At 60.5% G+C, this 14,447-nt stretch carries 20 protein-coding genes; 13 read left to right on the top strand and 7 right to left on the bottom strand.

Annotation, left to right across the window (positions count from 1 at the left end):
• From BDK88_RS22100 to BDK88_RS11720, 3 genes are all read left to right on the top strand, one after another.
• Positions 1 to 453, top strand: coding sequence for a permease (locus BDK88_RS22100; RefSeq protein ID WP_207225276.1), 453 nt, complete (start codon positions 1 to 3; stop codon positions 451 to 453).
• Positions 407 to 931, top strand: a complete 525-nt coding sequence (locus tag BDK88_RS22095; RefSeq protein ID WP_207225275.1) for a permease — start codon at positions 407 to 409, stop codon at positions 929 to 931. The genes BDK88_RS22100 and BDK88_RS22095 overlap by 47 nt, the downstream gene beginning before the upstream one ends.
• A gap of 381 nt (positions 932 to 1,312) precedes the next feature.
• Positions 1,313 to 1,690, top strand: a complete 378-nt coding sequence (locus BDK88_RS11720; RefSeq protein ID WP_130500543.1) for an ArsR/SmtB family transcription factor — start codon at positions 1,313 to 1,315, stop codon at positions 1,688 to 1,690.
• A 74-nt stretch (positions 1,691 to 1,764) separates the two neighbouring features.
• Here BDK88_RS11720 and BDK88_RS11715 read toward each other — a convergent pair whose 3' ends face one another.
• Both BDK88_RS11715 and BDK88_RS11710 read right to left on the bottom strand, forming a co-directional pair.
• The gene (locus BDK88_RS11715; protein WP_130500542.1) at positions 1,765 to 3,138 is read right to left on the bottom strand and encodes an arylsulfotransferase family protein; all 1,374 of its coding nucleotides are present in this window, start codon (positions 3,136 to 3,138) and stop codon (positions 1,765 to 1,767) included.
• A gap of 57 nt (positions 3,139 to 3,195) precedes the next feature.
• The gene (locus tag BDK88_RS11710) at positions 3,196 to 3,882 is read right to left on the bottom strand and encodes a VOC family protein (protein WP_130500541.1); all 687 of its coding nucleotides are present in this window, start codon (positions 3,880 to 3,882) and stop codon (positions 3,196 to 3,198) included.
• Positions 3,883 to 4,008: 126 nt separating this feature from the next.
• Between BDK88_RS11710 and BDK88_RS11705 the strand changes: the two genes are divergently transcribed.
• The 4 genes from BDK88_RS11705 to BDK88_RS11690 are packed head-to-tail and all read left to right on the top strand — an operon-like array spanning position 4,009 to position 5,993.
• Complete coding sequence (locus BDK88_RS11705) at positions 4,009 to 4,305, top strand: hypothetical protein (protein WP_130500540.1); 297 nt, start codon at positions 4,009 to 4,011, stop codon at positions 4,303 to 4,305.
• Positions 4,306 to 4,307: 2 nt separating this feature from the next.
• Positions 4,308 to 5,177 carry an FAD:protein FMN transferase gene (locus tag BDK88_RS11700; RefSeq protein ID WP_130500539.1) on the top strand — a complete coding sequence of 290 codons (870 nt, stop codon included), beginning with the start codon at positions 4,308 to 4,310 and terminating at the stop codon, positions 5,175 to 5,177.
• Positions 5,161 to 5,448, top strand: coding sequence for a thrombospondin type 3 repeat-containing protein (locus tag BDK88_RS11695; protein WP_130500538.1), 288 nt, complete (start codon positions 5,161 to 5,163; stop codon positions 5,446 to 5,448). Before BDK88_RS11700 ends, BDK88_RS11695 begins: the two co-directional genes overlap by 17 nt.
• Positions 5,448 to 5,993, top strand: coding sequence for a hypothetical protein (locus tag BDK88_RS11690; RefSeq protein WP_130500537.1), 546 nt, complete (start codon positions 5,448 to 5,450; stop codon positions 5,991 to 5,993). Before BDK88_RS11695 ends, BDK88_RS11690 begins: the two co-directional genes overlap by 1 nt.
• A 1-nt stretch (position 5,994) precedes the next feature.
• Here BDK88_RS11690 and BDK88_RS11685 read toward each other — a convergent pair whose 3' ends face one another.
• Both BDK88_RS11685 and BDK88_RS11680 read right to left on the bottom strand, forming a co-directional pair.
• Positions 5,995 to 6,534: a winged helix-turn-helix transcriptional regulator gene (locus BDK88_RS11685; RefSeq protein WP_130500536.1), complete on the bottom strand. Its 540-nt coding sequence runs from the start codon at positions 6,532 to 6,534 to the stop codon at positions 5,995 to 5,997.
• Positions 6,535 to 6,536: 2 nt separating this feature from the next.
• On the bottom strand, positions 6,537 to 6,866 hold the full coding sequence (locus BDK88_RS11680) for a hypothetical protein (protein ID WP_130500535.1): 330 nt from the start codon (positions 6,864 to 6,866) through the stop codon (positions 6,537 to 6,539).
• Between the two features lie 165 nt (positions 6,867 to 7,031).
• Here BDK88_RS11680 and BDK88_RS11675 point away from each other — a divergent pair, with 165 nt between their 5' ends.
• Together BDK88_RS11675 and BDK88_RS11670 are read left to right on the top strand one after the other, a co-directional pair.
• Positions 7,032 to 7,715: a hypothetical protein gene (locus tag BDK88_RS11675; RefSeq protein WP_130500534.1), complete on the top strand. Its 684-nt coding sequence runs from the start codon at positions 7,032 to 7,034 to the stop codon at positions 7,713 to 7,715.
• A 145-nt stretch (positions 7,716 to 7,860) separates the two neighbouring features.
• A complete protein-coding gene (locus tag BDK88_RS11670; RefSeq protein ID WP_130500533.1) occupies positions 7,861 to 8,283 on the top strand; it encodes an MPN domain-containing protein in 423 nt (140 codons plus the stop codon).
• 287 nt (positions 8,284 to 8,570) lie between these two features.
• On the opposite strand, the gene BDK88_RS11665 is transcribed toward BDK88_RS11670, so the two are convergent.
• Complete coding sequence (locus tag BDK88_RS11665) at positions 8,571 to 8,780, bottom strand: ribbon-helix-helix domain-containing protein (protein WP_092929497.1); 210 nt, start codon at positions 8,778 to 8,780, stop codon at positions 8,571 to 8,573.
• Positions 8,781 to 8,954: 174 nt separating this feature from the next.
• Between BDK88_RS11665 and BDK88_RS11660 the strand changes: the two genes are divergently transcribed.
• A complete protein-coding gene (locus BDK88_RS11660; protein WP_130500532.1) occupies positions 8,955 to 9,284 on the top strand; it encodes a DUF5789 family protein in 330 nt (109 codons plus the stop codon).
• A 33-nt stretch (positions 9,285 to 9,317) separates the two neighbouring features.
• Here BDK88_RS11660 and aglJ read toward each other — a convergent pair whose 3' ends face one another.
• On the bottom strand, positions 9,318 to 10,325 hold the full coding sequence (aglJ, locus tag BDK88_RS11655; RefSeq protein ID WP_130500531.1) for an S-layer glycoprotein N-glycosyltransferase AglJ: 1,008 nt from the start codon (positions 10,323 to 10,325) through the stop codon (positions 9,318 to 9,320).
• Between the two features lie 95 nt (positions 10,326 to 10,420).
• On the bottom strand, positions 10,421 to 10,588 hold the full coding sequence (locus BDK88_RS22220; protein WP_338143219.1) for an HVO_A0556 family zinc finger protein: 168 nt from the start codon (positions 10,586 to 10,588) through the stop codon (positions 10,421 to 10,423).
• Between the two features lie 178 nt (positions 10,589 to 10,766).
• Here BDK88_RS22220 and BDK88_RS11650 point away from each other — a divergent pair, with 178 nt between their 5' ends.
• The 3 genes from BDK88_RS11650 to BDK88_RS11640 all read left to right on the top strand — a co-directional run bounded on the left by BDK88_RS11650 (position 10,767) and on the right by BDK88_RS11640 (position 14,379).
• Positions 10,767 to 11,909 (top strand): glycosyltransferase, encoded by a 1,143-nt coding sequence (locus tag BDK88_RS11650; RefSeq protein WP_130500530.1) that lies wholly within the window; start codon positions 10,767 to 10,769, stop codon positions 11,907 to 11,909.
• The gene (locus BDK88_RS11645) at positions 11,906 to 12,943 is read left to right on the top strand and encodes a glycosyltransferase family 4 protein (protein ID WP_130500529.1); all 1,038 of its coding nucleotides are present in this window, start codon (positions 11,906 to 11,908) and stop codon (positions 12,941 to 12,943) included. Before BDK88_RS11650 ends, BDK88_RS11645 begins: the two co-directional genes overlap by 4 nt.
• A gap of 65 nt (positions 12,944 to 13,008) precedes the next feature.
• On the top strand, positions 13,009 to 14,379 hold the full coding sequence (locus BDK88_RS11640; protein ID WP_130500528.1) for a sulfatase: 1,371 nt from the start codon (positions 13,009 to 13,011) through the stop codon (positions 14,377 to 14,379).
• Positions 14,380 to 14,447 lie beyond the last annotated feature (68 nt).

Here is a 14,447-nt window from a genome sequence, read left to right as displayed (position 1 = left end):
ATGGTTTTTCAACAGATAGCCACGTACGTAGTCGAGGCTCTCGGGCTCACGGGCTCGCTGAGAGCGGCGGCTCATTTCTGGATTTACGACACGCTGAAGATCCTCTCGATACTCGTCGTGGTGATTTTCGGCGTGACATACCTCCGAACGTACTTTCCGCCGGAGAAAATCAGGGACTATCTCGAGGGGAAGCGAGCAATAACGGGGTATGCACTCGCTGCATTGCTCGGAATCGTCTCCCCGTTTTGCTCCTGTTCGACGATTCCGATATTCCTCGGAATGGTCGGTGCGGGAATCCCGTTCGGAATCACGATCACGTTCCTCGCCGTCTCGCCGATGATCAACGAGGCTGCGCTCGTCGTGCTGCCAGGGCGTCGTCGGATTCAAACTGACAGCTCTGTATGCGGTGAGTGGGATCGTAATCGGGATGTCCAGCGGCTACACCCTCAATAAACTGGGCTTCGACAGATACATTGAGGAGTTCAATTTCGGCGACTCGGATGTCGAAATCGATGAGCCCACCCGGAAAGAACGTGCCAGAGAGGCCTACGTCGAGGCGAAAGACATCATCGTCGAAATCGTCCCATACGTGATCGTCGGCGTCGGAGCGGGTGCAGTTATCCACGGCTACCTGCCCGGCGAACTGGTAACACAGTATCTGTCGGGGCCGCTTGGCGTCTTTGGCGCTGTTGCCGTCGGCGTCCCGATGTATACCGACATCCTCGGCGTCATACCGGTCGTCGAATCGCTGATCGGAAAAGGACTGCCGGTTGGGACGGGGCTGGCGTTCATGATGTCGGTCGCCGCACTCTCGTTCCCGCAGTTTATGATCCTGAACAAAGTGATGAAGAAGGAACTGATCGCGGCATACGCGACGACACTGGCGACAGGTATCTTGACCATTGGCTTGCTCTTCAATCTACTACTCTAGATCTGCAGTCAGCTATTTACTGACGACAGTAGTGTCCAGCGCGCTGTCGGGACTCGAATCGATCGCACAGTGACTCTTTCCAGTAGAATCGAACGATTCATCCGAGATTACATCGAGGAGTACGTTCCGCGATCAGCAGCTTGTATCGCGACTTCCTGAATTGAAAAGACAAGATTCTACACTGGTATGCACAGTATTCAGCCGATTCGCTCCTCTCTGATCGAAATCTTTAGTATTAAAACGACCTTTGTCGATCTGTATGGCTGGTTCGCCGTTCGGCACGATCGTGGCTGCATTGACCGGCGCGGGATCGACCGATGCGAGAATTCCTGTTGGTACGGCGTCGGAATCGACGGCGTCGATGTGGAATAATACGGGACGATGACCGACTCTGTTCCCGAATCGACGCGACAGACGCTGGACCGACTCTACGAGAACCCTGAAAACCGACTGACGTCGCTGTTCGAACTCGCACCGGACGACGAACAGGTGGACGCACAGCTTGGCGTGTTCAAAGCGCTGGCGAACGAACACCGGATCCGAATCCTCGAGGCGCTCAAAGAAGGCGAGCTGTGTGCGTGTGAGTTACAGGTCGTCCTCGACGCACCCCAGTCGACGGTGGCGAGTCATCTGCGAGAGCTCAAAGACGCGGGGCTGGTCAAGACGCGACGCCAAGGCAAGTGGACCTACTACCGGATCGGTGACACCGCTGTTCTCCAGTTGCTCGAGATCGCACACGCGCTCACAGAGGATACATAACGCTCCCAGCCGGACTCACGGCAGCGCTCGTCGGCTCGGAGGACGACTTCGTGCAGCTGGTGAAAGACGGACGGCTATTTTTCTTTATAAACGGGCCAGCGAATCCGGATTCCCCGTGCGCGGAGCGTCCATCTGAGTTCGACACACCCCCAGAGGAGCGCCGTCACGAGACCGACGGTCACCGGTCCGAGAGCGGACGGCCCCAGCCACGATGGGCTGACGTAGACGACGAACGTAACGACGTGAGACGGAACGACCGACCGAACCCGATCGACGATCGGATCGAAGACGCCGAGGTCGACGTTCTGTCTCCCTCCGTCGTCAGCGCCGCTCGTCTGCGACTCGAGGCCGAGCGCCGCTGCGCTCTGTCCGCCGGTGCTCTCGTCCCCGGTCTCGAGTCGTTCGGCGTCGTAAGGATGGGGCGTCTCGAGTTGCCAGACGATGTTGCCACTTTGGTTGACCTCGAGAACGCGCTCGCCACCAGTATCGGTGATGAGCGTGTTCCCGGTTGGCAGCCGGTCGGCGTCGCGGGGCCACTGCAGCCGCTCGTCGGACCAGATCCAGCTCCGGTTCCAGGCTCCGTTTTCGCGCTGGAACTCCTGGACGCGGCCGTTTTCGGAGTCCGCGACGACGACGGCGGGACCGCCGCGTGCTTCGGGAATGTAGTCTGGATTGTGCTGCTCGTTCAGAATCGAATGCTCGTTTTCCGCCCCAAGCGTCCAGTCGTCCACCAGCCCGGTCTCGGGATCGATGAAGACGACCTGATCCTGATTGCGGAGACTGGCCATCACGCGCCCGTCGTCGAGGACCTCGACGTCGTTGAGGTGGACCCAGTTCCCGGGATAGGAGCCGCCGCCCTCGACGGGGTAGTCGTGCTGGGAGTCCCAGGTCCACTCGATCATTCCCGTTTCGGTGTCGACCATGAACACTTGATCGGCGGCGATGTCGGCGACGACGATGTGTCGGTCGTCGATCCGGTCGGCGTCGTGCCACTCGCCGGCCGTTTCTCGGTAGACGTACTGGGCGTAGACCTCGGTCACCTCACCCGTCGAGAGGTTCGCCCGTTCGATGACGTTACGCGCACAGGGCGGGTCCTGACAGCGGGGACTGTCGGCATACAGCGTGTCCGTCGCGGCGTACTCGACGGTCATCGACTCGTTTTCGACGGGATCGACGTCGTAGTACTTCGTGTGCGTATCGTTCGCGTAGATGCGGCTTCCGTTGGGCGCGTACGCGAGGATATTACCGGCCCGTCCCGACTGCGTGATGACGGTGTGGGTATCAGTTGGGGGCGCGTCAGCGGGTGCATCCGTCCGTTCACTCGCGGGCTCGCCAGCTGCGTTGAAGACGATTCCCGCAGCGCATGCGATGAGTATCGTGAGGAAAACGATCCGAACGTGGTTTCGAGTGAGTCGGTCAGTTGCTGCCGCGACTGTCGATCGAACCATTCGTGTTTCGCCGTCTATCGCCCTTCCACGAGGACGGTAATAGGGCTGCGGGCACGTTCACGGTGCGAGGAACGTCAGGACGTGACCGTCCGGATCGCGAACGACGATCTCATCGTCGGTCTCCCTATCGACTGTCTGGACGCGATCACGAACTGCCTCGAGCGCCGCCCTCGGTTGGTCCGTCTCGAACCCGAGGTCGACGTGGACGCCGCCGCGGGCATCGGCAAGTCCCAGGTGAGGTTCCCAGAGTTCTAGCGCCATCGGCCCGTGGAGTCGTATCCGGGTTCGGTCGTCGCCCTCGTCGACGGTTTCGAAGCCCAGCTCCTCGTAGAAGTCGCGCGCGCGGTCGAGAGCTTCGACCTCGAGGACGACCTCGAAGATGCCGTCGATCCCCGGGCCGGCGACGGCCTGCTGGCCGAGTTCGACGCAGTTGCCGTCCGGGTCGTACAGATACAGCGACCGCGTCGGACCGAATTGCGCCTCCTCGAGGTCGTGGGTCTCGGAGAGGCGGTCCCACCAGTCGTCGTACTCGTCGTCGGGGATCGCGAACGCGTAGTGAGTGTGGAGGCCACCTCGAGGGAGTCCGCTCGGCCGGCGGAGCACGAGATCGGTCTCGCCGGCCGTCGCAACTATTTCATCGTCCCCGCGCTCGCGGACGGACAGTCCCAGCCGTTTTTCGTAGAACGCCCGCGCCGGCTCGAGATATTTGACCTCGAGTGCCAGCCAGGAAAGCCCTGTTAGCATGACGCAGGCTACTCGAAGGAGGGATAAAGAATCGTCGGCGCTGCCGGACGATTCGACGGTTGGACGAACATTCGATCGATGGACGCGAAACGATAGATAAGGCCGTGGGCTAGCTGCACCTGTCCAATGAGAATCCCAGTTCCGACGAACAGACTTGTCGCGCTCACACTTGCCGGCGCAGTGTTGACCGGTGTCGTCGCGCTCGCGCTGGCCGCTCCCGGGCTCGGACTCGGCGTCGATTCGCTGACCGACAACGAGAACCCGACGGTCGCGAGCGATGCGCCGACACCGAACGGGGACTTCACGCCAGCAGTCCAAAGCGGCGGCGGTGAACACGAAGACGACGAGTACGAAGAACATGACGAATACGAGGACGAGGAGGACGAGGAATACGAAGAGCACGACGAATACGAGGACGACTGACGATGAGCCTGGTGGACACTCTTAGCGCCGCCCGGACGCGACTCGGTGACGCCAGCCTCGAGTTTCGGTGCTGTGATACCGACTTCTCGATCCAAACGACCGGCTACCGAGCCGAGAGCGCTGCCGAACGCGCGCGAAACACCGCGCTGTCGCTCGAGGCCGAACTCGACGCGTTCGATCCGGACAGCGCGGTCGCGCGTCTCAACCGGACAGGACGCGTCGAGAACGAACACGTCGCCCGACTGGTTCGACGCGGCCTCGCATACGGCGAGCGCACCGACGGTGTCTTTGACATCCGGCAGGGAGCGGTCGAACACGATCTGAAGGCGTACCTTCGCGGCGACCGCGAGACGGTCTCAGCGACGTTCGAAACCGGATCGGTGCGTGTCGACGGCGACCGCGTCGTCACCGAGACGGAACTCGACCTCAATGGCCTCGCGAAGGGCTACATCGTCGATCGCGCAGCCGCTGCGGTGTCGGGACCGGGCCGGCGTGGTTTCGTCAGCGGCGGTGGCGACATGTCACCGCCGACTGGTCCGATTGCCGTCGAAAGCCCTTACGGGGATTCGCAGCCGCTCAAAGTCCTCGAGACCGACTGGAACGTCGCCACCTCCGGGGGCTATCGCCGGGAGCGCGACGGCGTCGATCACGTCTACGATCCGACGACGGAGCGACTCGGCGCGCGCCACGAGCTGGTCACCGTAGTCGCCAACCGCGACTGCATGGAAGCCGACGCGCTCGCGACGACGCTCGCCGCACTGCCGTTGTCGGATGCACTCGAGCGTGCAGCTGCGTGGCCGGGCCTCGAGGCGTTCGTGGTCCACGACGGCGTCTTTCGGACGACGGAGGGATTCGATGAGCACGTCGCATAGCGGGACGGTCACAGTCGTCGCAGTTGTGTTACTTATCGCAACGGTGCCGGTGCTGTGGGGGATCGCGGACGTTCGCGATGCGCAGGCAGTCGACCGCGAGCAGGCGGACCTCGTCGACTCGACGGTGCCGACGCGACAGGCACCGAACGATTACGACGGTGACGGGGTTCGTGACAACGCGGACCAGTGTCCGACGCGACCGGAGACGACGAACGGCTTTCAGGACGGCGACGGCTGTCCGGACGTCGTCGAGACGACGGGGGCCTCGTAATGGAGGTTATTTGGTATCTCGACCGTGGCGCGGCGCTCGTCGCCTATCCCGCGCTGTATCTGGCAGTCCTAACGGGAATTCTCTACACCGCGCGGTCGTTCGGCCCGCTCTATCGGCTCTCCCGCCGGGTTCACATCGAAGTGTCGGTGTTCGCGATGCTCATGACGTTCCTTCACGGCGTCCTCGGCGTCCTCGACACCTGGCTTATCATCTCCGGGTCGGCACCCCAGCCCGCCTACTCGACGACGTACCTGATCGCCGGTGTCGTGGTCGGCGTCGGGGCGCTGCAGGTACTCATCGTCGCAGTCCTCGGCTTTCTCGACGGGCAGCGGTTCGACCGACCTTGGGGACCGCGAGTCGTCCATGCGTTCGCCTACGGCGGCTTCGCGTTCGCGACGATCCACGCCGTTGCCATCGGAACCGATGTCGCAGGGTTGATCCGGCCGGTTTTCGGCCCGGCGATCGCGTTCCTCGGCTACGTCCTGCTGTTGCGCCTGCTGGTGGCCAGCGGGCGGCTGTCGACGCCTGCGACGACGAAGCAGTAGCTCAGTAGCTGTCCCACAGGTCGAACAGCCGGTCGACGACTCGATCGGTGAACGTCCTCCTGTGGACGGTATAGAGATACTGCACGCGCTCCGGATCGCGCAGTTCGTATTCGACGCTGCGACCCTGCCGCTCCTTGGTGACGAGGTCCGCCTCCTCGAGTTTCGAGAGATGCCACGACACCGTCGAGGGCGAGCGCTCGAGGCGGTCGCTCAGTTCCGCAGTCGAGAGCGCCCCCTCGACGGCGAGGTGGGCGACGATCCGGCGGGCGTACTCACGCCGCAGTGCGTTCATCACCGCCTGATCGATCTCGTCGAATTCCTCTGCCGGATAGTATCGCGTGTACTTGCCGTCGTCCGACTCCTCGAGTAGCCCCTGATCTTCCAGCCAGCGGAGGTGATACTGCAGCGTCCCCTGCGCGTACTCGAGGCCGTCGAGGAGAGCGCGAAAGTGAATCCCTGGACTGTCGCGGACGTGCTGATAGATCGTTCGCCGCGATTGGAGTTCCAGCTCCGGTTCATCGCCCGGGTCGGAGTCCGTCATGGTCACTCCCGGGTCAGCGCGACGAAGAACGCGAGCAGTCCCACGAGGATGAGCGCCGCGGCGCTGTGTTCCAGCAACTCGACGGTCCGCACGGAGAGATACGGCAGCAGGTAGTACTCGAGGAAGACGACGAAGCCATAGATCGCGAACATGAGATAGCCGACGGCGACGACGGCCATGCGCCGGTCGCGTTCCCGTCGCCACGCCAGCGCGCTGAGCGTCGCCAGCGCCGCGCCGAGCACGAAGATCCCGAAACTAATCGTCTGCTCGAGTTGCTGGGCGAGCGTCAGCGTAACGATCGTCGCGACGATATCCGGAATCAGTGCTGGCATTTGATATGGCTCGACCGAGGTGTCGGTAGAGAAAAAGGATTATCGTCCAACCGTCGAATCCCGTCGTCGAGACGTTCAGCGTCGCATCGGCGGATGTGGTATCGCTGCCGGCCGGCTGCCACTCTGCGACGTGATTTTATGAGTGCTGCGTCCATACACAGGGGTATGTCCTTTCGCGTCGACGAGCGTGCGACTGACTTCCGTGAGATCGATCGGTTCGAGGGTGGTGTCGGTTGGATCGCGCATCCCGACGAACGAATGCAACGCGCCAGCCACGCCCTCGCAGTCGACGGCGAGGTCTGGGTGATCGATCCGGTCGACGCTGCGGGGATCGACGAGCTATTCGCCGAGTTCGGCGACGTGGCTGGCGTCGTCGTCACGCTCGATCGGCACAAACGCGACGCCGCTGCCATCGCGAAGCGTCATCGCGTTCCCGTCTATCTGCCCGAGTTCTTCGATGGCGTCACTGGCGATATCGACACTGCGGTCGCCCGCTTCAGTGACGAACTTTCGGACACTGGGATCCGCGCGCTCACTGTCGTCGATAGCCGCTTCTGGCAGGAAGTCGCCCTCTACAATCCAGCCGACGGCACGCTCGTCGTCCCCGAAACGGTCGGGACCGTCGACTACTTCCTGGCCGGTGACGAGCGACTCGGCGTGCATCCGATGTTGCGACTGAACCCGCCACAAGCGGCGTTTCGCGGTATTAGGCCCGAACGCGTCCTCGTCGGTCACGGTGCCGGCGTGCTCGAGGGCGCTTCGCGTGCGCTCGAGGACGCGTTCGACAGTTCCCGTCGGCGAGCGCCCCGCCTGTACGTCGAGACGGCTTGGGACATGCTGCCGATCTGAGAGCGGTGATGTCGAGTCGACCTAACTGCTGGAGGGCATACCTGTGAACTACCCCGCCCTACTCGCTCTCTCCGATTGCTCCTTGAGGGCGGGGGATTGACACCCTCACCGCCACTGCTAACTACCTTCCACCCAAAGCTAACCTGTGGTCTACGTCACCCGTGCGCTCGTCGACGTGTTGCTGGACCTGGCCAGCGATGCGGATCCCGACGACGTGACGACGGGCGTCTCGGTTACCCTAGCCGGCGAACTCGAGGGTGCAGACCACCTCGTTCCCGAGACGCCGGTCTTTACGGACTTCTTTCTCCCCGATCCCGGCAACTCCGTCAACGCCGTCTTCGGTGTTGACCTCTCGACACCCGCTCGGCAGGCCCAAGGCCGGTTCGTCTCCCATCCGGTCGGCGAACTCGAGGTAACGCGACAGGACGACCTCGCCGAGATCGTCTTCGTCGCCGTCCCACCCTGGCAAACCGACGACCGGTCGTTCGCCGCGTTCGACCGCAGCGGCGACCGCCACCCCCTCGAGATCATCGACGCCTCGCCGCCGAACCAGTCGCTGACGGACTAATGTGGCGTGCCGGTTCCGTGGAGTGTGACACCTGGTGTACGCTCGAAAAAAGGCGGCCCTGTGAGTCACCCGGTCGGGACTGGAAACTCGTCGTCCCCGATGATCCGATCGATGATGCCGCCGGGGCTCCGGTCACGTCCATCGTCGTCATCGCCGTCAGATGGGAAGTCCGGAATGTGGGGCATGTCTCTCCCCCATGTGGGGTATGATCTCAAGGCCGAAAAGGGCTGCTCCCCTTTAATAGCCAGCTGTTGGCTGCCAGTTAAAGAGGTGTTCGAGTTGGGGACTTACTCGAGATACCCAAGGCCACGGAGCTGTTCGGTAATCTCTTCGAACTGGGCTTCGGTGAGCTCGCCTTCCTTCTGGTGCTGGATAACGATACTGCGCAGCAGGAATCGGACGAGGTCGCTCGTGCTCTGAAAACTCGTCCCTTCGATGGTCTCCTCGACGCGATCGGCGAGATCCTTCGGGATCGACACCGTGGTGTAGTCGGTCATACACTAGAGTCCGTCGCAGGACCCAAATGCGTGTCGACAGCGGTGGATAATACGTCGACGTCGCCGGGGTCGGCTCCCTCGTCGGCGGCAGTCGGACATAGTCAGCGGTCAGTGACGGTCGTCGACTGTCTCCACAGACGTTTTTATATTCGGCTCCGTAGCAAGTGGTAAGGCATGGGAGTCCGGCCACCATCGAGCGGAGACGACGAGAAACCCGACAGTATCGAATTCGGCATCGCTGCCGTCGACGCTCACCTCAAGGACGCGGAGCTGTCCTTTCCGGCCACGAAAGACGACATCAGAGCCGAACTCGGCCACGAGCACATCCCCTATGACGTCCACGGGAACGACGTTGCACTCGGTGAGATACTCGACGACGTCCCGACAGACCGCTTCGACTCCCGGCAGGAGCTGCTGAACGAACTCCACGAGCCGTTCGAGGAGTACCGACGGAACCGCTCGGGCAGCGTCGTCTCGCAGTTTCGGTCGCTGTTACCGTTCTGATCGCGCGGTTGCCTCGAGTAGCTGTTTTCAGTCCTACGTGTCGCGCTCGTCTCGAGCGATCCGCTCTAAGCGCCGGCGCTGCTCGCGATGAAGCGTGACGAGCATATCCGAGAGGACGCCAAACATGAGTAACTGGACACCAAGGATGATCGCGGCCGCCGAGACCACTGCCAGGACCTCGTGGCTTCGTGTGTACTGAATCCACTCCCAGAGGACATACATTGCAATGAGAGCACCGGAGGCGATACCGCTCACGCCGAGGCTGCCGAAGTAGAAGAGCGGGTTGTTGGTCTTGGCCAGCGAGTACAGCGCGAGCAAGATCGTCCCGCCGTCTTTGACTGGATGCAGGTTGGTCTCGGATTCGTCGGGTCGAGCGTGGTAACTCACCGGGACGACCGTCGTGTCGATCCCGTGTTTGACGCACTCGACGGCGAGTTCGGTTTCGATCGTAAATCCGTCCGAATCGAGTGACAGTTGGCGGAACGAGTCGACAGTAAACGCTCGATACCCCGAGAGGATGTCCTGGTAGTTGGCCCCGTGGACGAACGCGAACGCGCGGTTTATCATCCGGTTGCCGAAGCCGTTCAACGCCCGCATCGCGTCGTCGTCCATATCGGCAAAACGGTTGCCGATTACATGGTCGTACCCGCGCGCGAGCGGCTCGATCATCTTGTCGGCGTCGGCCGGATCGTAGGTCCCATCGCCGTCGAGCATCAACACGTACGGGACCGTCACGTACTCGAGGGCCTCACGGACCGCCTGGCCCTTGCCGCTGCCCGACTGGACCAGTACCTCCGCGCCGTGATCACGGGCGATCTCGCGGGTGTCGTCCTCGGAGTCGCCGTCGATCACGACGACGTTCGTATACCCTTCCGCATAGAAGCCCTCGATCACGTCGCCGATCGTGGCCGCCTCCTCGAGCGTCGGAATGAGCACGCAGACCTCCTCCGGCGAGATCTCGCGGGTTTGCTCGGTCACGGCGACGACGTCGCCACCGTCCGAGCGCGGACTCGAGGCCGCGCGAACCGCGTCGTCTTCCATTGGGCATTACTCCCCCACCGAACCGCAAAAGGCTACTGATCGACTCCTGACCGGTTTTATTATCGGACCGTCGGGAATCTAACTCCGCACCTCGTTCACCAGACTTGCGCGCCCGGTGTTCCACAACCAGAGCAGATCACGGCCTCGTTTCCCTTGTATCGCTCTTGAACGAGGTGGCCGTCTTCACAGAAGGAACACGACGTTCCTTCTAGTAGTTCTAGAAGAGTATCGGATTGCTCAGTTTGTTCGCGGAGGTGTTGCATCGTTCGAACTGGCCCATTCCGTATACTTAATTATTCTTGCTACTGACCACACTGAGTTCTGTGAGACATCTCATAAGAGCAGTCAGTTGCACTTCGTGGGTGACAATGTGATACTGATTGTTTTGCGTTCATCCAAAGACGAAGAAGTTTATTATCCAACGCTCACAACCCCCCACTAATGAATCTACTCGTCGTGGCAGCTGTTTCGCTTCTTGCGGTGACAGCCGCGCCCTATGTCTGCTACCTCTTACTTTACGCGTGGATTCGACCGCAGGGGTCACCCGCTGACAAAGAACCAGCCGAACCCACCGTCAGTATCGTACTCCCGACGTATAACGAAGAACAAATTGTCGAGACCAAACTTGACGATCTGCTTGCGCTCGACTATCCGATGGAAAAGGTCGAGCTCGTCGTTGTCGACTCCTCGAGTGATGATACTCGTGAAATCATCCGAGAGTATTTTGCAGATCTTGATGCGCCTGATCTGGTGCTGCTAGAGGAAAATGAACGACGTGGGCTTGCGCCAGCACTTAACGACGCCTACGCTGCCGCGTCGAACGACATGGTCGTGAAAACCGATTGTGACTCGAAGCTCTCGCCGAATGTCCTTCGAGAAGCTGCCGCAAATCTTGCAGACGATGATATCGCGGCTGTGACTGGCCAGAACGTGGAGGTATTAGGCGGGAGCGAGGTTGAATCAGGCTACCGTGGCGTCCAGAGCCACATCCAGCAACTGGAGTCTCATCTGGACTCGACGTTGATCTTTCACGGGCCGTTCTCCGCGTTCGAGAACGATGCGCTGCTTCCGATCGACCCGAACTCGTTGGCCGACGATACGGAACTCGCATTGAAAATCCGACGTCAGGGTGGGCGTGTGATTTTCGATCCTGCTGTGGAGTATATGGAGGCTTCGCACTCCGAGTTCGTGAAGCGTCGGAAGCAAAAGGATAGGCGCGGTATGGGGCTCATTCGGTTGTTAGTACAGCATCGTGATGCTCTCGGACGGTATGGGAAATATGGCAAGGTCGTGTTGCCGTTCAACTGGTGGTTCATGATCGTATCGCCGTGGCTGCTGGCGGTGACGCTTATAGTCGGAACTGGAGCAGCTGTTTCGCTATTCGATGCCAGTGGGTTGGTGGTCCCGGGCGTAGTTGGCGTGTTTGCGTACTTGGGACAGAAGGACCTCCTTGGACCCGTGCAAGCTCTCTACTCGATATTCGACACGCAGGTGTCATTGTTACGAGCCAGTGTCGAGCTGTTGGTTGGAGACTCGGACGGCACGTGGGATGTCGATGCTGAATTGCGAGAGGCGTTTGAATGAAGATCCTGCTTGTCACGCATCGATATCCACCGCATACTGGTGGGGTCGAAACTCACGTCCGTGAAATCGCGGTTCGTCTCGATGCCAAGGGACACGACGTGACGGTACTCAGTGCGGACGCGACAGCCAACATCAACAGACAGAACGTCGACGATGGAGTTCTCGTTCAGCGGTATAGATCAGCTAGACCCGGGAATGCATTCTACATCGCGCCGCAATTGGTGAAGGCCGTTCGCCAGTCCGATGCCGATGTTGTGCACGCGCATAACTATCACGCGTTTCCCTTATTATTTGCCGCACTCGGCGTTACAGGGCAGCAGTTTGTCGTGACGACACACTATCACGGAGAAAGTAATAACGATATTCGAAACGCATTGCTGGAGCTCTATCGACCACTTGGTCGGTGGGCCATTCGACGGGCCGACGATGTGATCGCTGTAAGCGATTGGGAACGTCAGCAACTGCAAGCTGACTTCGGTGTCGATGCGACGGTAATTCCGAACGGTCTAAACAAGGACCGGTTCGCGAACGCAACTCCTGAACCGAACGCTGAGCCCTACTTGCTATGTGTCGGCCGGTTGGAAGAATACAAGGGTATTCAGTACGCGATCCGTGCGCTATCTGAACTCCCTGAATACGAACTTCTGATTGCCGGACGCGGACCGTACATGGAAGCGCTGAAACGTATTGCCAGCGAAGAGGGCGTCGCGGACAGAGTGACGTTTCTCGGCTACGTGGCCGATGATCGATTACCTGGGCTGTACGCCGGTGCCACGGCGTACGTAACTCTCTCAGCGGTTGAATCATACGGAATGACGGTCGCGGAGGCGCTGACAGCTGGAACACCGTGTGTGGTCAGGGAATCTGGCGCCCTTACGGACTGGGCTGACCGAGACGGATGTGTCGGAGTCGACTCCATGGCACCAGCAGCAATCGCAACAACCGTCCGCGAGGCGATCAACTGCGATGTTGACGCGGCCACCGTCCCTGACTGGGACGACATCGTCGAACGCATCGTCGCCCGATACGATTGACAGTATCTCGAGCTTCGAGGCAGAAGGTGCGTATTATTTTTACTACCGCCTAACTTCGAGTCCACATGAACGTCCTCTTGGTGACCGTCGACTCGTTGCGTGCCGACCGGGTATCCTCGTCTCTGATGCCCGAAACCCGGTCGTTCGCCGACGACTCCTTGGATTTCACGCAGTGTATCGCCAACGGGCCGTCGACGCCCGCGTCATTCCCGGCTATCCATGCCAGTCGTCACTTCGCCAGTATCGAGGGGTTGGGTATTCCCCCCCGTGACGAGGATAGTGATATCCGAACGCTGGCGGAAATACTGTCTGCGACAGGATACGCGACTGCGGGGTACACGGACAATCACTTCGCCAGCGGATCGTACCACTATGATCGTGGCTTTGATACGATGCACGACGCCAGTGGAACGGCCGAAGCTGGGCGGCTCAAACAGTTCGTTCAATCGAATCTCGACAAGGACAGTATACTGTTCAAAACGATCGAAAGCGTGTACAACCGCGCCGACGCGCTCTTCGCCAACGCCACGGGTAATGATAGCGAGTACGAGCGTGCAGCGTCGTTAAACGAGCATGCACTAAACTGGATCGACGAGCAGTCTGACGACTGGTTTACTTGGCTCCATTACATGGACGTCCACCACCCTTACGAGGCACCTGAAGAGTACCAGCAGCAGTTCCTCGAGGAACCGCTTTCGCTGTCACGCTGTCGCGGACTCGCCCGGAAGGGGACCCACCATCCTGAGGACGTAACCGACGAGGAGTGGGATCTAATTCGCGGGCTCTACGATGCCGAGTGTGCCTACGTGGACGATCAGTTCGAGGCGCTGCTGAAGGCGCTTCGCGAACGCGACCTCCTTGATGAGACGGTAATCCTCTTCACTGCTGATCACGGCGAACTTGTCGGTGAACACGGCCACGCCGGCCATCCACCGGAGTTCTGGGAAGGAATCATTCGCGTTCCATTCATTCTCTCCCACCCCGAACGTGGTGCCGATACCGTGGACGGACAGATCCGTCTCCTCGACGTGGCACCGACGATTGCTGACGCTGTCGGCCATGACGCCTTCGACGGGTGGCAAGGTGCATCAGCGCTCGCAGTTGCTGACGATGAAGTCGACGCACGTGAGTACGCCTTCGGTGACGTAGGACGGCAGGTTGAATATGGGCGGTGTTGCGCGCGTCGCGCTGACGGTTGGAAATTACTGCGGCACGACGAGGACGGTGAATTTTGTTTCGACATCCACGAGACACCGGCGGAACGACCAGAGGATGATCGATCCAGTGACGCACACCCACAATACGACGAACTATCTCGAGCGCTGGATGAGCATCAGGAATGGATGCAGCGGTTGCGAGAGGGAGGATCGGTTGGTATCGCGGAGGACGACGAGATGGTCGAAGAACACTTGCGTGACCTTGGATACATGGAATAATCTGATTGTAGGGCAGGTCACTCCAGTCGTGGCAGTCTACGTCAAACGCTCATCCTCCACTGTCTGCA

It is taken from the genome of Natrinema hispanicum, assembly GCF_004217335.1.
Classification (GTDB): domain Archaea; phylum Halobacteriota; class Halobacteria; order Halobacteriales; family Natrialbaceae; genus Natrinema; species Natrinema hispanicum.
This window is presented reverse-complemented; position numbering and strand designations above follow the sequence as displayed.